This is a genomic window from Pseudomonas putida NBRC 14164, assembly GCF_000412675.1.
In the GTDB taxonomy this organism is placed as follows: Bacteria; Pseudomonadota; Gammaproteobacteria; order Pseudomonadales; family Pseudomonadaceae; genus Aquipseudomonas; species Aquipseudomonas putida.
The window spans coordinates 657699-677408 of the sequence record NC_021505.1; the positions used below are offsets into that span (position 1 = coordinate 657699).

Sequence of the window (19710 nt, forward strand, 5' to 3'; positions counted from 1 at the left end):
TCCCTATGAGCCATGAGGGGCTATATATGGCTGTCGAGTTAAATGGAGGCTAAAACAAATGCTTAGTAGGCAGCTCAGTGTAGTACTGGCTGGCGTTAAGACTGAGGAGCTTAGTCAGCTGGAACTTGTATTGCTCATAAAAAAAGGATTTGCATTAGGTTCTCTGAAAGCGATGCTCGAAATGTCTACGCTTTATTCTTCGAGGCAGATCTTGACGCGAATTATGGGGAAATCGATTCGTACGCTTCGCCGTATGGAGGCGCAAAAAGGAGTTGTGCTCCTAAATGAATATCAGAGTGCGGTCGCCCTCCAATACGCACTGGCGCTTGAGCGCGCCACTTCTACCTTCGGCACGCAACGATTGGCAGAAAATTGGCTTGAAAAGCCTTGTAGTCAACTCTCAGGCGAAATTCCGCTAGAGATGCTCGGAAATTTATGGGGATACCGGTTGGTTGTGAGCTATTTGGATCGGGTTGTTTTGGGGGTTTATCAGTAAGCAGGTAGACAGATACTCGCCCCTGAGCCTCCATTTGAGTTTGGGAGCGAGTCAGCGGCCATCAAGGAAAAAATCATCTCGAGCAGCCAGCCCGAAATCTTTCTGCAGCTGTCGCGGGTCCTCCTCAAACATATTGGCCGTGCGCCGCTCTTGCTTGAGGTAGGCGATGGTCGCGAAGAAGCACATTTCGCAGAGGTGCACCTCATAGCGTTCGCCATCGTGCAGCGCGCCGTAGCTCCACTGGGCCTGCAGCGTCCCATATTGTAGATTTTCGCTTTCCAGTCGAGTGGAGGCATCGCAGACGTCGCAGCGTATGTCGGTTACGACTTCAGTCGCTATCTGGGTAGTGATTTTCATTCCGAATAAGCCTCTGTATTTCGAGCATTAAATGTTGGCTCCAGCAGTATTCTTGTGGCGAGAACCGTCCCTTCGGACCGAATAGCAGATGCGCCGTAAAGTGTTCCAGGTACCTTATGGCTTCTTCTTGGACATTGCGCTCGTAGTAGGCACGTCGGAAAAGCGGGACTTTTGCTCGATTTTTCAGGCACAGCACCACCAGTTCCGCCAACAGATAACCTCGTACGTCGTACAGAGCGTCAACCGCTCTTAACACTGTTGAGTAGCAATTACAGAAAACAGGCAGTTGGTTGGGGAGACTCCGAGCTGCTAGCTGGCTGCTCATCTTAGATTCCTTGAGGCCTCATTTTGCAGTTGCTTCACGAATTGGAGGCTTCGAATGTTGCCTAGGCCCGTGGCGAAGTGCATTCAATAACTGCATATATATCAAGTGCGTGAGGTTTTTGACCGTGCTGAACCCTGGTGCAGAGTTTGTGTTTGGGTCATTTTTCTGCATGGCCTCGCCTTGGTTTTTTTCTCTGTCGCGGCTAGCACCTTGTCTGGTGCGAATCTCAGCATTGCTTTCGGTGCGACACCGCCTAGGGGAGGATAATCGTTCAGCTTCCACTCGAAAAGATCGCATTGCGCATGAGGTGACGAAGGGCGGTCATGATCGCGGCCAGTTGAGCAACATGGCCAAGCTAGCACGTGACCAAATCGGTGCTGAATCGCTGACTGTCGTTGCCGACCGGGGCTATTACACAGGCACGGAAATCGTTGCATGTGAGCAAGCTGAAATCTCACCCTTCGTACTGAAGCTACTGACCTCTAGCAGCAAAGCCGAAGATCGATTTGGCAAGCAGGATTTCCTGTACGTCTCGACATTGGATGAGTATCGATGCCTTGTGGGCAATTACTGACCAAGCGTTACTCAACATGGAAAGACGGGATGCTGATGCATGTTTATTGGTTCTCGGGCTGCCAGTCCTGCGCAATGTACAACGGGTAAAGCCGCGAGCGCGGCAGATGAAAAAACTCCAGGCCGAAGCGAAGGTGGCAGATGATGCGCTTGATGGGCTGCTCCAGGTGGAGCTTAGCTGCTGGGGATGAGTGACGGCAAAAGCTGCTGAGGAGGGCAATTTAGCTGATGAGCAATCCGATAAAGCTTCTCGATGGTTAGATTCACCTCACCTCTCTCAATCCGACCGATGTAGCTTCGATCCATCTGGCACGCAAAGGCTAAAGCATCCTGAGAAATTCCTGCCAAAAGTCTCTGCTCCCGGACATTCCGTCCCAGAGCCCTTGCCAGTGTCTGCATATCCGCCTCGGTGTACATGAGGCGGACTATCAGCGTTTGCGGCATGCTCTGCGACGGATTATAATCCGCAATTGTCGTAGTAAGGCTAGCCAGGTGCCCGTATGAAATCGCCTTCCTTCTCTCTTGACAGGCGCATCCACGAGCTTCTGCAAAAAGCCGAGTTTGAGCGGTTCACCCCTCGTAGCCTGCGGGATGCATACGCTAGTGCTTATGCCGTCCCAAGGGAATTGGCTTCGGACTTGCGCCGCTACATCTTCAGGCAGCTGATTCGTCTACAGCGAGTAGGCTGGATCACTCGTGATCCAGAGAAGAAAGGTCGTGACCAAGTCTACCACCTTGCAAATCTCCCTTCATCGGTGAGCCTTCTCTTAGTCGAAGAGGGTTACCTTAGTACTGCAGCTACTAACCAGCTAAATAACGACATGTCTAAGACTTGTCGGGACGATGTACCGGACGCTCGAACAACCCAGAATTTACAGGGAATGGTAAAAGAGGCACGCTTGGACTTCCTAACTTCAATGGGGGAGGCTGAGCGTTATAAACAGTTGCTCGACGATATGCCTCATCTCCAGCCTAAGCTGGAAAATGACTATATTGAGGCAAGAGATCGAAGCTCTCGTCTACTTGGTCATCTTCGAGCTATGGAAAAAACTTTGAAAAAATTGGGGATCGGATGAGCGCTGAGTTACGGAGCTGGCAGGTTGCATGTATTGATAAAGCAATCAATCACTATAAGTACTATCGGCATTTCTTCTGCCAAGCTACTCCTGGTGCCGGAAAAACGATAATGGCTGCAGAGCTGGCTCGAAGGTTAATCGATTTAGATGAGATTGACCTTGTGCTTTGCTTTGCTCCGTCCTGTCAGGTAGTTGAAGGAATCCGGAAAACGTTCACCGAAGTAATCAATAGGCGTATGGATGGATATGTTGGTGCTGTTGGCGATGTCACGACATATCAAGGCATGGAATACAAAGGCGAGAGCTTCTGGAGCTTGTTCAACCAGTATAGGGTCTTGGCAGTCTTTGATGAGATTCACCACTGTGCCGGTTTTGATAGCGCGACGGGAAATAGTTGGGGCAATACAATTGTTTCAAAGATAAGAAATAATGCTAGAATGACCCTGGCCCTTTCTGGTACGCCTTGGCGCTCTGATGAGAGGGCTATAGCGTTAGCGCGCTATTCATCAGATGAAGGCAGGATAACGCGAGATTACCATTACAGTCTAAGTCAAGCGGTTATCGATAGGGTCTGTAGGGCACCAAGGATAACTTTAGTAGATAACCATATATTTAAGGTTACGAGAGGTGGTGGTGAGCATGGGGACACCACCCATTATAACGGCATTGCTCAACTACTGGAGAGCTCTCCTTTCTGCTTTGAAGACGTTTTACGTGACCCACAGGTGGTGAGATATATTCTTGGGTTAGCTATCGAGAGGCTTAGCTCTATTAGGGAGCGCTGCCCTCAGGCTGGAGGGCTAGTTGTAGCTTCGAATGTTGAGCATGCTAAAGAAATTGCGGCAGTACTTTCAAGCATGGGGGAAAGCTGTTGTATCGTAACTACTAAAACTGGATACGCCCAGCAAACTATCAATAAGTTTCGACAAGGGCATGGGGTTTGGATTGTCGCCGTAGGCATGGTGAGCGAAGGGACCGATATACCTCGTCTTCAAGTTTGCTGTTATCTCAGTCGAATTCGGACGGAGCTACACTATCGCCAGGTTTTGGGGCGGATTCTTCGTCGTATGGGCTCAAGTGATGACCAAGCTTGGCTGTATGTAATGGCTGAGCCTGCACTGTTTGAATATTCCAAGCGCATTTCAGACGATTTGCCAGAGGACCTGGCCGTTATTAGTCTTGCGGATGATCTAGTTGGCAAGGTCTTAGAAGACGTCTCCGATAACAACGCTTTGCAGTTAGTGAGTGATGCTGCTGGGGACTTGGTGACCCAAGAGAGCGAGGGTCAAGAATGGATGAGTGCGATGTCGATGTGGACGTCTAAGACAAACTATATGTTGGATGCCTCTGCGAATTATCGGACAGAATTATTATCTTTTTTTTAAAAGTGAAGCGACGCTTTAGGATTTTTAAGAGCTATTTTTCATAAAGGGTTAAAACGTCTGTGTATTTTTTCTACCTGCTCATAAGGAGCTGAAAATGTCATCTAGGTTCGAGGGTGTTGATCTTACGGCAACAGGCAGTCCGGCTTACCATTCAGCAGCGCTGCAAAAATATACATCTATGGCTACCTCAATCGGATTCAGTCCAGCCGGCGGCTTGAGCGTGAGGCGAAGCGTAATATCGAGTTGATGTGGCTAACGGGGCGATTGGCGCCTGACTTCAAAACGATTGCCGACTTTCGCCGAGACAACGGTAAAGCCATTTGCAGCGTCTGTCGACAGTTCGTAGTGCTTTGCCGCAACCTCAATTTTTTCTTCCAATGGACGCCATCGACGGTAGCAAATTCAAAGCCGTAGATTACCGCGACCGTAACTTTACTTAGGGCAAGATCAAGGCGCGCATGCAGCAGGTTGAGCAGAGCATTGACCGTTATCTTGCGGTGATGGTTCGGCGGATCGGGTAGGCCGGCAGTGGCCGAAGCCAAGACGGAGCGGTTGAAAGATAAAATCGAAAAGCTGAAACAGCAGATGACGAAGCTCAAGGACATTGAAGCGCAGCTTAACGCCAGCCCAGATCAGCAAATCTCTCTCACCGATCCTGATGCGGGCTCAATGGCTATGAGCTGCCGAGGTAGTGGCACAGTTGGCTATAACGTACAAACGGCAGTCGATGACAAACACCATCTGATCGTTGCCCATTAGGACACCAAATGTTGGAAGTGACCGAACGCAGTGGAGCAATATGGCGAACCAGGCACGCGAAGAAGTCGGTGCTGATTCGCTTTAAGTGGTAGCCGATTGAGGCTATTACAAAGTTCTAGAAGTCCTTGCTTGCGAGCAGGCAGGGATCACCACTTTTGTACCGAAGCCGCTGACATCAAGCAGCAAAGCGGAAGGCCGGTTCGGCAAGCAAGACTTCATCTACAGCGCTGCATCGGATAAATACCGATGGCTGCGGATCGGCTACTGACCCGCCTCTTCGGTGGAAGACGGCATGTTGCTGCACTCCTACTGATTCTCTGGCTGCCAAAATTGCTCCATACGGAGCAGTGTACCACGGGTAAAAAATGGCGGTTAAAGAGCAGGGAGTATGAAGCGGTAGTCGACGCGGTGCGGTTCCGACTGGAGCATGATCCAGGAAAGATGAAGGTTCGCCGGCAGACGGTGGAGCATCCCTTCGGAACGCTCAAATAGTGGATGGGAAGCCCACACTTCCTGATCAAAACCCTACCGAGAGTAAGCACCGAGATAAGCCTTCACGTGCTTCCCTCCAATGTCAAACGGATGATGAGCATCTTCGGCGTCGCTGGGCTGATTGAAGCGATCAGGACATGATTCCAACCGTTTTTTGCGCACGAATACGGCTATCGGGCCACTGCTGCGGCTCAGATAGCACAGGCAGCGCCCGGTGCCCGACTGAGTTAGATCTGCACATAATCTGCTGAATTTACAGGCTGACCCAGCTTCTTTCACTAGTCGACCTCCTTACTTTTGTTTCACACAGCCTGGACCCAGGTCGGACGCCCATGGTGATGGCTTCTGCAGAGATCGACGCCGCTGAAAAGCAAATTACTCAACCCCGGTCTACTCTGTCTCTAGTCGTCATGGAGACTATCCCGAGTCGATACAGGCATTGGTCAAAAGGAGCTGGAAATGAATGTCTTCGTAAAAGGTATGAGTGACACGGGCTTCTGGTTCTCAATCGTTACGCCTTGAATGCTCCCTTGACGCAGACTGCGTTAAGCAGGGCACCGCGCAATCGGTGTCCTGCTCTTTTTAAAGTGTGGAGCAAGGAACGATGACCACTTCGAATCGTACAGACGCCAAATGGTGGATGCCCCCGGCGATCATCCTGTTGGCGTTGCACACCAGCAACGTGTCAGCCGGAGGTATTTTCATCTATGAGGCCGGCCAGGAAAGTAACGGCTTGGCCAACGCTGGCTCGGCGGCGCTCGCCACCGATCCCAGCGTGTTGATGAGCAACCCTGCAGGCATTGCGCTGCTGCCCGGCACGCAGATCAGCGCCAACGCACAGGTCATCCTCGGCGACTTGCGTTACTCACGCGACAGCAACAACCAGTTCGGCGGCAACGAAGGCGGCAATGCCCTGCAATACTTGCCGGGCGCCAGCTTGTTCATCAGCCACCAGCTCGATGAGCGCTCGGCCATCGGATTCGGCATGTACGGTAACTTTGGCCTGGCACTGGACTACGACGATGACTGGGCCGGGCGCTACTTTACCCAGGAAGCGGCCGTGATCGGCGTGTCGTTCCAACCCACCTTTGCTTACAAGTTCAGCGATGACCTCACGGTGGGCATCGGCCCCCGCATGATGCTGGGCTATTACCGCACCGAGATAGCCATCAACAACAGCCTGCTGGGGCTGGTCGAGCGCCCCGACGGTCAGCTTGAATACAAGGACACCGACTTCGGCATTGGTGTGAACCTGGGCCTGCTCTACCAGCTCGACCCCCGCACGCGTATTGGCCTGGCCTACACCAGCAAGGTGAAGCTGGAGTTCGAGGACAGCCCGCATGTCAGCGACATCAACAACCCCCTGATCAACGCTGCCCTCAGCCGCTTGGCGGTGGACACGCTGGAGTTGGACATGAACGTGCCGCAGACCGCGACATTCAGCGTGGCCCACCAGCTGGACGATCAGTGGACGCTGCTTGGTAGCCTGGGTTGGCAGGACTGGAGCGAGTTCGGTGATATCGGCGTAGAGGTGGATGCCAACGCCGCCGGGGTTAGCCGCACGGTCGATCGCCAGTACAAGGATACCTGGCACGCCTCGGTCGGCGCGCAGTACCAGGCGACCCGTCAGCTGCGTTGGAGCGTTGGGTTGGGGTATGACAGCTCGGCTGTCGATGACAAGGACCGTACGGTGGACAACCCGATGGGCGAGACGTGGCGATTGGCGACCGGGGTGAACTATCAGGTAGAAGAAGGGTTGGACCTGTACCTGGCCTATACGCTGGTCTGGCTCGGCGATATGGACGTGGAGCAGACCAAGGCGCGCTCCGGCGATACGTTGTCAGGGAGTTTCGATAACGCCGCCTTGCACATCATCGGCGGCGGTGCAACGTGGCGATTCTGATGGTTTTCGTCCTGGGGAAACCGCTTCAACGTGGAAGGAGAAGTTGCATGAAAAGTAGGTCGCTTATTGCAACCGTTTGTCTTACCTCGCTGTTACTGCATGGCTGTGCGAGCAAATACGTGGAGCCTGATGAATACTCCGGATTTCTGAAGGATTACAGCAAGCTCAAGGAGGACAAATCACCTTCGGGCGCGGAGGTTATGCGTTGGATCAAGCCCGGCACCAATGCAAACCAATTCACCAGTGTCTATGTCGAACCCAGCCAGTTTTACCCCAAACCGCAACCCACTGCGAAAATTCCGCAGCAAACCTTGCAAGGCATAACCCAATATTACGATCAGGCGCTGAAAAACCAGTTTTCCACCGTGCTGCCGCTGGCGACGAGCCCTGGGCCAGGTGTGCTGGTGGTGCGCCCGGCGATCACGGGGGTAAGCGCTAAAACCAAGGGGCTGCGCCCGTATGAAGTTATCCCGATCGCGTTGGTGGCCGCCGGCATCAGCACGGCGACGGGGATCCGCGATCAAGACACCAGCGTGGCCACCGAGGCCGCATTCATTGACGGAAACTCCAACGAGGTAGTGGCCCAGGTGGTACGCAAAGGAGCAGGTACTGAATTGGAGAACTCCTCGCAGGTCATGCAGGCCACGGACGCACGTGCAGTGCTCGATGGCTGGGCCAAGGACATGGTCAGTTCATTCAAGGCCCTGAAAAAGTAGCCCGAATGTTCCCCTGCCGTGGCTGCGGCAGGGGCATCGGCATTTGATGCACGGACTCGAAGTTTCAAGGATGCCCCGATGAAAACGGTCATGCTCAAGCTCAAACATGAATTCCTGAAAGTGCTTCCTCCCACCGTGTTTTTTTTCGTGATCCTGCACATCGTTGCGCTAATTCGTGCGCTGATGATCAAAGGGTCAGGGGTGGAGCTGCCTGTTTCAGCGTCGGTGCTGATCGCCGCGCTGATATTGGGCAAGTCTGTGCTGGTGGCGGATATGCTGCCTTTCATCAATCGCTTTCCCGACAAGCCGCTGATCTGGAACGTCGCCTGGAAGACCTGCATGTATGCCTTGGTCGCGCTGATCGTCCATTACCTGGAGCGTCTGTACGAGTATTGGAAAGAGGCGGCTGGCGTGATGGATGCCAACGCGCTGTTGTGGTCATCCATTAACTGGCCTCGCTTCTGGGCGGTTCAGATCCTGTTGATCACCTTGATATTCATGTATTGCGTCATCGCTGAACTGGCGCGCGTTATTGGCCGCGAGCGCCTTAAGCGCATGTTCATTGGTCCGCTGCCGCCAAAGCAGCCCGACATGCCGAACCACAGCGGTTAGCCGAGTGCCTGAGCCGGTCATAGCGGCTTGGCTTTCAGCTGACGGGGGATACAGTGTTGAAAAAGAATGGCTACCCGCTTTACGCACTTGCCTTGTTAGTGCATACCGGCCAAGGCCAAGCAGAGGATTCGGCAGAGCTTGCCAAGAAGGCACTGAACCCGGTTGCGGCCATGTACAGCTTGCCGGTGCAATATAACTGGGACCAGAAACTGGGCCCCAATGGCGAGGGCAAACGCAGCCTGACCAATATCCAACCCGTGCTGCCTTTCAGCCTGAACGACGACTGGAACCTGATCTCCAGGACCATCCTGCCCGTCATTGATCAACACGGCCTGGGTGGCCCGGCAGACACCTCAGGTGTGGGCGATGTGACCCAGAGCTTTTTCTTCTCACCGAAACAACCTACTGCCAGTGGCTGGATACTCGGCGCAGGGCCTGCGCTGTTGATACCGACAGGCAGCAACGATGTGCTGAGCAGTGAACAGTGGGGGCTCGGACCCACTGCAGTGGCCTTGAAGCAGTCCAACGGGTGGACGCATGGGATACTGGCTAACCATATCTGGGGGCTGCAGGGCAGCCCTGCAGATGGGAAGGAGAAGGTCAACCAGACCTTCGTGCAGCCGTTTGTTTCATACACGAACAGTACGTTGACCACATTCGGCATCAACAGCGAGTCAACCTACGACTGGCAGTCCAAGGCATGGACCATCCCGATCAACCTGACCGTTACCCAGTTGTTGAAGGTGGGTGGCTATCCCATTACCGTCCAGGCCGGCCCGCGTTACTGGCTCGACTCACCGGACAATGGCCCAGACGGCTGGGGCTTTCGCCTTGCTGTGACGCTGCTGTTTCCGCGCTGAGCCGGGCAATCAGACGCGTCAGTCACAAGGAAGCGCAATCTCAGTTTGCGGCTATCCTCATGAACCAGCCGCCTGCAGCTGGCATGAAGCTGACGCAGGTCGTTTCCGCAGCCTATGGCGGCTGAGTGTTCAACCCTGCACGGGTCTGTGAGCAGTATTTGAAGTAACAGCGTGATTCACGCAGGCGTCATTACCTAGAATGCCAGAAGCGCCCTGAAGGGCTGCTGATTCGTATGATCACGGAGCTAAGGATGGGGCGTCGCAATAAAAGCAAGATTCTGAGTTGGCCATTGAAGGCCTTGTCCTGTCTGGCAATTTTGATTACCTGCCTGGTTGGCTCAGTGGGCACTGCTCTGTCTGCCGAGGAGGCGGGGGCTGAGCCCGCCTTTTCGACCGAATCCGAAGGCTATGTGGCTGCCGCTACTTGCCTTGGCTGTCACGTTGACCAGGCCAAGGCCTGGAAGGACTCGGATCACGGTTGGGCGATGCGCGACGCCAGCGAGGCCAATGTGCTTGGCAATTTCAACGACGCACGCTTCGACGAGGCCGGGGTCTCGGCGCGTTTCTTTCGCAGGCACGGCGGCTTTTACGTCAATACCGAAGGTGAGGATGGCCAGCCGGCAGACTTCGAAATTCTCTACACCTTCGGCTACTATCCGCTGCAGCAGTACCTGGTTGCCCTTCCCAGGGGCCGCCTGCAGGCTTTGACCATCGCCTGGGACAGCAGAGCCAAGGGCGAGGGTGGGCAGCGCTGGTTCTCGCTTTACCCAGGCCAACGCTTCGCGCCCGATGACCCCTTGCACTGGACCGGTCGCTACCAGAACTGGAACGGCATGTGCGCCGATTGCCATTCCACTCGCTTGATGAAGCATTACGACGATCGCCAGGACAGCTTTGCCTCCACCTGGAAAGAGCAGAACGTTGGCTGCCAGAGCTGTCATGGGCCTGGCAAGGCGCATGTCGATTGGGCGAATAAAACCAAACCAGCCGAGCAAGCCTATGCATCGGCCAAGGACATAGGCCTGGCCGTCGATTACAAGGCGCTGGGCAGTCAGGGCCTGGTCGAGCAGTGTGCGTTCTGCCACAGCCGGCGGCAGACCCTTGGCGTGGGCCAGCTACCCGGTCATCCGCAGCTCGACCAGAGCCTGCCGGCAACATTGCGCGCGGGGCTTTATCACGCAGACGGCCAGATCGACGGTGAGGTGTACGAGTACGGCTCCTTCACGCAAAGCAAGATGTACAACGCAGGGGTGGGCTGCACCGACTGCCACAACCCCCACACCGCCAAGGTCAAGGTCGAAGGCAACGGGCTGTGCCTGCAATGCCACAACGGCAATCCACCGGTAGCCCGCTTCGCCACCCTGCAGGCCAAGGACTATGATACGCCCGCGCACCATCACCACGTCGCCGGCAGCCCTGGCGCCCAGTGTGTCAGTTGCCACATGCCGACCAAGACCTACATGGTCGTCGACCCCCGGCGCGACCACAGCTTGCGGATCCCGCGTCCGGACCTCGCCAGCAAGGTCGACAGCCCCGATGCCTGCACGGCTTGCCACCAAGACCAGCAACCGGCTTGGGCCGCCAAGGCGATCGAGCAGTGGTTTGGCAAGCCGCAGCGCCCGGTTTTGTTTGGCGAGGCGTTCCAGGCGGTGCGCAATGGCCAAGGTATCCCATTGAGCCTTTTGGGCACGGTGCTGGCAGACAAGACCAAGCCAAGCATCGTGCGCGCCACTGCCGCCGAACAGATGGCTGACCTGGGCCCTCAAGCCCTCATCAGCCTGGGCTGGGCGTTGAACGATCCGAGCCCATTGGTGCGTGCCTATGCCACGTCTGGGTTCTCGAGCGTGCCGCCAGAGCAGCGCCTCAAGCCGCTGTTGCCCCTGCTCGAAGACCCCTCCCTGGCGGTGCGCGATGAGGCAGTGCGGGCGCTTGCGGATGTGCCCAGCACGCAGTTGCCCGCCCAGGCGAAGGAGGCGTTCAGCACAGCGCTGGCAGACTACGAGGCGCGCCTGCGTGGCAATGCAGACCTGCCAGGCGGGCGCTTGAACCTGGCCGTTCTGTTGAGCCGCCAGGGGCGTCAGCAAGAAGCCATGGAGCAGTACCGGCAGGCGTTGCGCCTTGACCCTTACTTTGTGCCAGCGCGGGTCAACCTGGCCAATCTCGCCACAGCCGAGCACCAGCTCGATGAAGCGGAAAACGTACTGCGCGCAGGCCTGGCGCTGGAAAAGATGTCGACGACCGATCACGGCAACCTGGCGTACATGCTGGCCCTGCTGCTGGTGGAACGACGCCAGCCCGAAGAGGCCGTGGGCTTGATGGAGTCGGCAGCGGTCGCGCTGCCAGGCAATGCGCGGATTCGCTACAACCAAGGTTTGCTGCTGTCGCGCATGAACCGTCGCGATGAGGCCTTGGCGGCGCTGGAGCGTGGCCTTGAGCAGGCACCGGATAACGCCGACCTTCTGTACTCGTTGATCTACCTGCATGCCTTGGCCGGTGAACGCAGCGAAGCCTATGCCTATGTGCAACGGATGCGCAAAGCGGCTCCTGACGATTCACGCCTGCAAGGCATCGAGCCTTACTGGCAAAAATACGAAAGCACCAACTGAGCTGGCGATGGCGCTGTGAGCGGCTAGATTTACCTCGTCGCCTTCGAGCAGTTGCGAACATCCGTGGGGCCTCGTGTCGATGCCCCGACTGACAAGGACCGAGCAGTGGATATACGCGATCAGATTGCTGAACTCGAAGCCAGTGTGGCGCAGAGCGTGCTGGGCCAGGCCGACACCATCCGGCATGTGATTCTTGGCTTGCTGGCCAATGGTCACGTATTGCTGGAAAGCCTGCCGGGGCTGGCCAAAACGCGTACCGTCAAGGCGCTGGCCACCCACCTGGAGGCCAGCATGCGGCGCATCCAGTTCACCCCCGACCTGCTGCCGTCGGACATCACTGGTGGCGAAATCCTCCAGCAGACCGCACAGGGCAACGAGATCAAGTTTCAACCCGGGCCGCTGTTCGGCAACGTGATTCTTGCCGATGAGATCAACCGCGCCCCGGCCAAGGTTCAGGCGGCCCTGCTTGAAGCCATGGAGGAGCGCCAGATTACCGTGGCCGGTCAGAGCTACCCGATGTCAAACCTGTTCATGGTGCTGGCGACCCAGAACCCCATCGAGCAAGAGGGTACCTACCCGTTGCCCGAGGCGCAGATGGACAGGTTCCTGATGAAGCTGCAACTGGACTATCCCAAGGTGGAGGATGAAACCCTGGTGCTGCGCCTGGTGCGCAACGAGGAACAACAGGCAGGCCACCCGCACCAGGCGCCTGGGCGTCTGCCCCAGGACGTGGTGTTCGCCGCACGCAGTGCGATCGCGGGCATTGAAGTGTCGCCGGCGATCGATCGTTACCTGATCGACCTGATCAACGCCACCCGCCACCCGGTCGAGTATGATCCGGACCTTGCGCGCTGGATCAAGATCGGTGCCAGCCCACGTGGCGGGATCAGCCTGGACAGAGTGGCGCGTGCCCACGCATGGCTGGCCGGGCAGGGGTACGTCACCCCGGACAATGTGCGAGCAGTGGTCCATCCGGTGTTGCGCCACCGATTGCAGCTCTCCTACGACGCGGTTGCCGATGGCATCGGCGCCGACCAGGTGATCGACCGGCTGCTGGACACGGTCGCCATCCCGGCCTGAACGGAGCGAGCCCATGCAACCGACCCAGGATGGTTTCGTCTACGCCTCGCTCAGCCAGCTGATGGCGTTCGAATACCGCGTGCGCGGCTTGAGCTTCCTGGCGCGTCAGCCGCTGGCAAGCATCCTGGCGGGCAATCACGCCTCCCGCCTGCGTGGCCGCGGCTTGAGCTTCGACGAGCTGCGCCGTTACATACCTGGCGATGATCTGCGCCACCTCGACTGGCGCGCATCGTTACGCTACGGCAAGCCGTTCGTGCGCACCTTCACCGAAGAGCGCGACCGGCCGACACTGCTGCTGGTCGATCAACGCATGAACATGTATTTCGGCTCCCGGCGCAGTTTCAAGTCAGTCACCGCTGCCGAGCTTGCCGCATTGTCGGCATGGATAGCCCTGCAGGCCGGTGATCGGGTGGGCGGGCTGGTATTCGATGATCAGCAAGTGGTGCACATCAGGCCGCTGCGCAGCCGCGCACGGGTGCAGGCCCTGTGCGCGGCAGTGGTGCGCAGCAACAACCGCCTTAGCGCGTCAGGCCCGGACAGCGAGCAAGAGGGGCGACTCGACACTGCGCTGCGCAACGTCATCGGCCTGGCCGGGCATGATGCGCTGGTCTGCATCATCAGTGACTTTGCCGGGGTGACGGAGCAGACCTTGAAGCTGTTGCGGCAACTGAGCGCGCACAATGACGTGATCGCCATGCAGGTGTATGACCCTATCGCGCTGGATGTCCCCGACAAGGGGCGTTTGAGCGTGACCCAGGGCGAGATGCAGATCGACCTTGAAATCGGGCGGCGCCAGGTGCACCGGCCGCTGGGCGATTTCCTCTCCGGGCGCCTTGAGCAAGTGGCGCAGTTGCTGCGCCGCAGCCAGATACCGCTGATGATGATCAGTACCGGCGATGAGGTGTTGGGCCAGGTGCAGCGTGAACTGGGGCGGCTTGGGGGCAGTGGCCGATGAGCGCCCGGCCGTCGCCTGCCGCCATCGACCAGCTCAAGGAGCTGCCGTTGCCGGTGCCTCCGTTCAGTTATGCCCCGCAAACCTGGGGCTGGGCGGTATTGCTGGCCGTTGTGGTGGTGTTAGGGCTCGCGTATGCCGTGTATGCCTGGCGGCGCTGGCAGCGTGATCGTTATCGACGTGAGGCGTTGCAGCGGCTCGACGCCCTTGTTGCGGCGCAGGCCCATCCCGAGCAGCGTTTGCCAGCGCTGCGTGAATTACCGGCGTTGCTCAAGCGCGTAGCGCTTTCCATGCCTGACGCGCCAGCGGTGCACGGCCTGTCAGGCCAGCAATGGCAGGTGTTTTTGCAGCAGCGGGCACGCTTTGCCTTGCCTGAGCAGTTCGCCGCGCAACTGCACACGCTGGCTTATGCGCCAGACCTGCAGGTGCAGGCAATCGGCGAGCCTGAGCTGCGAACCTTGGTGAACACCTGCAGGCGCTGGATCGAGGCTCACCATGTGGCAGTTTGATTACCTGTGGGTGTTCTTGCTGCTGCCCTTGCCCTGGCTGGCCTACCGCTTCATGCGCCCCTATCACGAAGCGCGCAGCGCATTGCGGGTGCCGTTTTTCTTCGCCATGAGCCGTGCGGTGAACCAGCTCCCCGGCACCACGCCACCCTCGGGGGGGCGCTGGCAAGTGCTTTTGAACCTGCTGGTATGGGGCCTTCTGCTGGCCGCCTGCGCGCGGCCCGTACTGGTGGAAAAGGCCATCGAGCGTGAGCAGCCCATCCGCGACATGCTGCTGGCGATCGATATTTCTCAGTCCATGCAGGCCAAGGACTTTACCGACGCCAATGGCCAGCAAGTGGACAGGTTGAGCGCGGTGAAAGCGGTGGTGCGCGACTTCATCGCCCAGCGCAAGCAAGACCGCATCGGCTTGATCGTATTCGGCACCGGCGCCTACCCACAGTCGCCCCTGACCCTCGATCACGCCAGTCTCTCGCTGCTGCTCGATGAAGTCGGGGTGGGCATGGCCGGGCCGAACACCGCCATAGGCGATGCCATTGGCCTTGCCATCAAGCTGCTGGATCAGGCCAAGGAGCAGGAAAAGGTGATGGTGCTACTGAGTGACGGCAATGACACCGGCAGTGCGATCACACCCGCACACGCGGCAGGCTTGGCCAGTGAGCGGAACATCGTGGTACATACCATTGGGATCGGCGACCCCCAGGCCAGCGGTGAAGACAAGGTCGATCTGCAAGCGCTGGAGGGCATCGCACGCACCACCGGTGGCAGGTTCTTCCGCGCCGACGACCGGGGCGCGCTGGCCCAGGTGTATGCCACGCTGGACCGGATCACCCCCCACAGCGTGAAGACCTTCAGCCACCAGCCCAAGCGTGACCTGTTCTGGTGGCCACTGGGGGCGGCCTTGCTGTTGCTGGCCTTGGGGCATAGCCTGGCAGCCGTGGCCGGCCCGTTGCGGGCACGGCCTGCGCAGGGGAGGCCATGAATGGACATCGACCTTAGTGCCTTGCACCTGCTGCGCCCCTATTGGTTGTTACTGTGGCTACCGGCCGCGCTGCTGCCCTGGGCATGGCAGCGGCGCAATGACCTGAAGCGGCAGTTGCACGGCGTGATCGCTCCACACCTGGTCGAGCATCTGCTCATCACCCCCGATGAGCAAGCGCGGTTGCGGCCCGTTCACCTGCTGGCAGCACTGCTCGGCCTGGGTGCCCTGGCCGCCGCGGGGCCGACCTGGCAGCGCGACATCCCCGCGTTCGTCGACAACCGTGCGCCGCTGATCCTGGCGCTGGACCTGTCGCCGTCGATGGATGCCGACGACGTACCTCCATCCCGCCTGCAAGCCGCCAAACATACCTTGCACGACCTGGTGATGCGCCGCGCAGGGGCACGCACAGCGCTCATCGCGTATGCCGGCAGCGCGCACCTGGTGCTGCCCGCCACCGAAGACCCACAGTTGCTCGACACCTTCTTGCAAGCACTGACCACCGATTTGATCGCGCAACCCGGCAAGGATGTAGCAGGGGTGATCGACGTGGCGAAACGCTTGCTGGCAGCCGAGCAGGTGCCCGGCACGCTGGTGCTGCTGACCGATGGCGCCGATACCGGGCAATTGTCGGCACTGACGGGCGCGCTGAAAGGTAGCGACCTGCAGGTGATGGTCCTGGCCGTGGGCAGCCAAGACAGCGGGGTTGTGCATGACGCCCAGGGCCGTACCCGGGTCGATGCCCAAGGGCGCCCGCTGCAGGCGGACTTCGACCAGCAGGGCTTGAGGCAGTTGGCCAACGCCGTCAACGGCCCGCTGGGCAGCCTGACCCTGAGCGACGATGACCTGGACTGGATCGAACTGCATGCGCAGCAGCATTTTCAGGCAGCCCAAGGCGACCCGCAGCAGGTGCACTGGAAGGACGCCGGCTACTGGCTGTGCTGGCCGCTGGCGCTGATTGCGCTGCTGTGCCTGCGCCGGGGCTGGAAGGTGCACTGGCTGGCCACCGTGCTGGTGGCGGTAGTGTTGGGCACGCAGCCGCAAAGCGCGCGGGCCGGGCCTGTCGCGGATGCCTTCTTCACCCCTGACCAGCAGGGCCGCTGGGCCTTCGAGCATGGCCATTACCCGCAGGCCGCAGCGCATTTCAACGACCCTTACTGGAAAGGCCTGGCTGCCTACACCGCCGCCGACTATGACGTTGCCTTGGCCAGCCTCGGCAAGCTCGACACCGCCCAGGCTTTTTTCTACCGGGGCAATATCTACGTGCGCCAGTTCAAGTTTCCCCAGGCGGTTCAGGCCTACCAACAGGCTTTGCAGCGCCAGCCTGCGTTTCCCGAGGCCAGTGCCAACCTGGCACTGGCGCAGGCGCTGCTCAAAGACTATGAAGACCAGCAAAAGGCAGGCACACCCGACGAGAAGGCCGACAAGGTGGTGGAGGACCAGACGCCTTCCAAAGGCGCCCGGCAAAAGCAGCAGCAAACGCCCCAGGCCGCTTCGGACCAGGTCTGGCTGAATAACCTGACGACGTCGCCGGCGCAGTTCCTCAGGCGCAAGTTCCTGCTTCAGGATGCCTCACGACAAACAGCGGAGGGCACCTGATGAAACGCATGCTGTTGCTGCTAGGGCTCTACCTGCCATTGCTCGCGGTCGCGGCACCCGAGGCTCGTGTGCAGGCGCGCCTGCTGCCGCCCGGTGACACGATGGTTGGCGCGACGCTCGAGTTGCAGGTCGATCTGCTGGTAGACACCTGGTTCACCCAGCCGGCCGTGCTGCCGGTGATCGAGTTGCCGGGTGCTACGGTGAGCGCACCCAGCGGAGAAGCGCAGCATCTGAACGAACGGCTCGACGGCAAGGCCTTCTTCGGCCTGCGCTATACCTATCAGATCACCCCGCAAACGGCCCAGGCCTTCACCCTTCCTGCGCAAACCTTTCAGGTGTTCCCCGGTCAGTCGGATGCGCCGGTCACACTAGCCAGCGAGCCGCTTTCATTCGTCGCCAAGGCCCTCGCCGGTGATGCGACCGTGCACCGCCTGGTGGCACGCAAGGTCAGCCTTGAGCAACAAACGCAGCTGTCGCATTCACCGCTGCGTGCAGGGGACAGCATTACCCGTCGGGTGGTGACGCGAGCCGAAGGTGCGCAGGCGATGCTCATACCACCGCCACCGCTGATCGAGATCGAAGGCCTCAAACGCTATGTGCAAACCCCTCGTGTTGCGCCGCTAAGCGATGGGCGAGGGGGCTCGACCGGCGGCCAGCGCGAAGACAGTGTGAGCTATGTGGTATCGGCCGCCGGACGTTACCAGCTGCCCGCGATCGAACTGCAGTGGTGGGATGCGGCGACGGGTGAGGCCAGGCAAGCAACGTTGCCCCCGATCGACGTCACCGCCATCGAGGGTGGTTACAAAGCGCCGTTTTCCATCGACCAGGACCTGCGCGCGCTCGGCCGTCAGGCACAGTTGCGCCTGCCTGGCCACTGGTTGTGGGCTGCAGGCTTGCTGCTGCTTGGCGGGGCGCTGATTTACGTTGCACGGCCGTGGCTGTGGGCGGTGTGGCGGCATTTGCAAAGCTGGCAAGCAGCGCGGCGTATGGCGCGGTTGCACTCTGCTGACCATGCCTGGCGGCAGGCGCGTGCTCAACTTGCGCAAGACCCGCCGCAGCTCGACGGGCTGTACCTGTGGATTCGCAGGGCTACCGGGCAGCGCACAGTGTCAGAATTTTCCTTAGCTTTGCCGCCCCAATTGCGAATACGTCTACTAGACTGGCTCCAGAACCGCTACGGCAATGGCAGTGAAGTACGCCAGAGCGCGCCGTCACTGAGCCCGATCCTACCAGCGTTGCGGCGAGCGGCAGTGAGCGGGCGGCAGGTCAGTCACCCTGAAGGCTTGAAACCACTCAACCCATGAGTCTTTGCCTGAAGTGATAGGCAGCACTGAGAAGGGATACTTCATGCTCGATCTACACCGTGCGCGCTGGTGGTTGGCCTTGTTACTCGTGTTGCCTTTGGCGGTGCAGGCGGCCAATGCGCTGCCTTCCTGGCGGGATGGCCCCTCACGGCAAGCCATCGAAGCGTTCGTGGACGCCGTGACCACCGAAGGCAGTGAAGACTATGTGCCCGAGGCCCAGCGCATTGCCGTCTTCGACAATGACGGCACGCTATGGAGCGAGCAGCCGCTGTATTTTGAGGTGTTGTTTGCCCTTGATGAGGTCAAAAGACTCGCACCGCAACACCCGGAATGGACCAGCCAGCAGCCGTTCAAGGCCGTTCTGGAGGGCGACCAGAAGGCTTTGAGTGACAGCGGCATGGACGGCATGCTCAAGATCGTCGCCGCCACTCATGCCGGGGTCAGCACCGAGGCGTTTATCGCCAATACCCAGCGTTGGCTGGCAACGGCCGTACACCCTCGCACCCACAGGCCGTACACCGAGATGGTCTTCCAGCCCATGCTCGAACTTTTGCAGTACCTGCGGGCCAACGGTTTCAGGACCTACATCGTCTCGGGCGGTGAGGTGGCGTTCATGCGTGCATTCGCAGAGGAAGTCTACGGGGTGCCGCCAGAGCAGGTGATCGGCACCACGCTGCAGGCTCGCTTCATCGATGACAACGGCAAACTGTCGATCGAACGTCTGCCCAAGTTGCTGCACAACGACGATGGCCCAGGCAAGCCGGTGAGCATCGATGCCCATATCGGCCGTCGCCCGATCTTCGCCTTTGGCAACTCCGACGGCGACTTGCAAATGCTGCAATGGACCATGGCTGGCGACGGCAAGCGCTTTGCCGGCCTGGTCCATCACACCGACGCGACACGCGAATGGGCCTATGACCGCGACAGCAAGGTCGGGCGCTTGGACAAGGCGCTGGATGCCGCCAAGGGTGCGAACTGGACCGTGGTCGATATGGCCCGCGAGTGGCAGCGCATCTACCCATTCGAAAGCAACCAGGCTCAATGAAAGAGAACCGCAGGGCACAGGGAACCAGCCAAGCAGTAGGTCGATCGTGCACGTAGTCGTGGCCAACGCCAGTAGACGTGATATG

The 19710-nt window shown here is 58.7% G+C and carries 17 protein-coding genes and 2 pseudogenes; 17 read left to right on the plus strand and 2 right to left on the minus strand.

The annotated features are described in order from the left end of the window. Window positions 1-58 precede the first annotated feature (58 nt). Complete coding sequence (locus tag PP4_RS02950; protein ID WP_016497801.1) at window positions 59-496, plus strand: antitoxin Xre/MbcA/ParS toxin-binding domain-containing protein; 438 nt, start codon at window positions 59-61, stop codon at window positions 494-496. Window positions 497-547: 51 nt separating this feature from the next. Here the strand turns inward: PP4_RS02950 and PP4_RS02955 are convergent, their stop codons facing one another. Beyond that, the gene (locus PP4_RS02955) at window positions 548-853 is read right to left on the minus strand and encodes a hypothetical protein (RefSeq protein WP_016497802.1); all 306 of its coding nucleotides are present in this window, start codon (window positions 851-853) and stop codon (window positions 548-550) included. 620 nt (window positions 854-1473) lie between these two features. On the opposite strand from PP4_RS02955, the pseudogene PP4_RS28515 reads away from it, so the two are divergent. Beyond that, window positions 1474-1832, plus strand: a pseudogene (locus tag PP4_RS28515) (IS5/IS1182 family transposase); the annotation flags it as partial. A gap of 93 nt (window positions 1833-1925) precedes the next feature. On the opposite strand, the gene PP4_RS02965 reads toward PP4_RS28515, so the two are convergent. Then, window positions 1926-2150 (minus strand): helix-turn-helix domain-containing protein, encoded by a 225-nt coding sequence (locus tag PP4_RS02965; protein WP_041167955.1) that lies wholly within the window; start codon window positions 2148-2150, stop codon window positions 1926-1928. 101 nt (window positions 2151-2251) lie between these two features. Here PP4_RS02965 and PP4_RS02970 point away from each other — a divergent pair, with 101 nt between their 5' ends. The 15 genes and pseudogenes from PP4_RS02970 to PP4_RS03040 all read left to right on the plus strand — a co-directional run bounded on the left by PP4_RS02970 (window position 2252) and on the right by PP4_RS03040 (window position 19625). Next, window positions 2252-2827, plus strand: a complete 576-nt coding sequence (locus PP4_RS02970) for a hypothetical protein (protein ID WP_016497805.1) — start codon at window positions 2252-2254, stop codon at window positions 2825-2827. Beyond that, window positions 2824-4212 (plus strand): DEAD/DEAH box helicase, encoded by a 1389-nt coding sequence (locus PP4_RS02975; protein WP_041167533.1) that lies wholly within the window; start codon window positions 2824-2826, stop codon window positions 4210-4212. Before PP4_RS02970 ends, PP4_RS02975 begins: the two co-directional genes overlap by 4 nt. Window positions 4213-4318: 106 nt before the next feature. Beyond that, window positions 4319-5604: pseudogene (locus tag PP4_RS27565) on the plus strand (IS1182 family transposase); the annotation flags it as partial. 499 nt (window positions 5605-6103) lie between these two features. Then, window positions 6104-7366 (plus strand): OmpP1/FadL family transporter, encoded by a 1263-nt coding sequence (locus tag PP4_RS02985; RefSeq protein ID WP_231859022.1) that lies wholly within the window; start codon window positions 6104-6106, stop codon window positions 7364-7366. Window positions 7367-7413: 47 nt separating this feature from the next. Beyond that, a complete protein-coding gene (locus PP4_RS02990; RefSeq protein ID WP_016497809.1) occupies window positions 7414-8082 on the plus strand; it encodes a DUF3313 domain-containing protein in 669 nt (222 codons plus the stop codon). Between the two features lie 78 nt (window positions 8083-8160). Next, on the plus strand, window positions 8161-8694 hold the full coding sequence (locus PP4_RS02995; RefSeq protein ID WP_016497810.1) for a hypothetical protein: 534 nt from the start codon (window positions 8161-8163) through the stop codon (window positions 8692-8694). Window positions 8695-8786: 92 nt separating this feature from the next. Next, on the plus strand, window positions 8787-9554 hold the full coding sequence (locus PP4_RS03000) for a transporter (protein WP_231859023.1): 768 nt from the start codon (window positions 8787-8789) through the stop codon (window positions 9552-9554). Between the two features lie 251 nt (window positions 9555-9805). Beyond that, window positions 9806-12160 (plus strand): tetratricopeptide repeat protein, encoded by a 2355-nt coding sequence (locus tag PP4_RS03005; RefSeq protein ID WP_016497812.1) that lies wholly within the window; start codon window positions 9806-9808, stop codon window positions 12158-12160. A gap of 105 nt (window positions 12161-12265) precedes the next feature. Next, window positions 12266-13240, plus strand: coding sequence for an AAA family ATPase (locus PP4_RS03010; protein ID WP_016497813.1), 975 nt, complete (start codon window positions 12266-12268; stop codon window positions 13238-13240). Between the two features lie 13 nt (window positions 13241-13253). After that, window positions 13254-14195, plus strand: coding sequence for a DUF58 domain-containing protein (locus PP4_RS03015; RefSeq protein ID WP_016497814.1), 942 nt, complete (start codon window positions 13254-13256; stop codon window positions 14193-14195). Then, complete coding sequence (locus PP4_RS03020) at window positions 14192-14701, plus strand: DUF4381 domain-containing protein (protein WP_016497815.1); 510 nt, start codon at window positions 14192-14194, stop codon at window positions 14699-14701. Before PP4_RS03015 ends, PP4_RS03020 begins: the two co-directional genes overlap by 4 nt. Beyond that, window positions 14688-15680, plus strand: a complete 993-nt coding sequence (locus PP4_RS03025; protein ID WP_016497816.1) for a vWA domain-containing protein — start codon at window positions 14688-14690, stop codon at window positions 15678-15680. The genes PP4_RS03020 and PP4_RS03025 overlap by 14 nt, the downstream gene beginning before the upstream one ends. Further along, window positions 15681-17276, plus strand: a complete 1596-nt coding sequence (locus tag PP4_RS03030; protein ID WP_016497817.1) for a VWA domain-containing protein — start codon at window positions 15681-15683, stop codon at window positions 17274-17276. Then, window positions 17276-18580 (plus strand): BatD family protein, encoded by a 1305-nt coding sequence (locus PP4_RS03035; RefSeq protein ID WP_016497818.1) that lies wholly within the window; start codon window positions 17276-17278, stop codon window positions 18578-18580. The genes PP4_RS03030 and PP4_RS03035 overlap by 1 nt, the downstream gene beginning before the upstream one ends. 43 nt (window positions 18581-18623) lie before the next feature. Next, the gene (locus PP4_RS03040) at window positions 18624-19625 is read left to right on the plus strand and encodes an HAD family hydrolase (RefSeq protein WP_016497819.1); all 1002 of its coding nucleotides are present in this window, start codon (window positions 18624-18626) and stop codon (window positions 19623-19625) included. Window positions 19626-19710 lie beyond the last annotated feature (85 nt).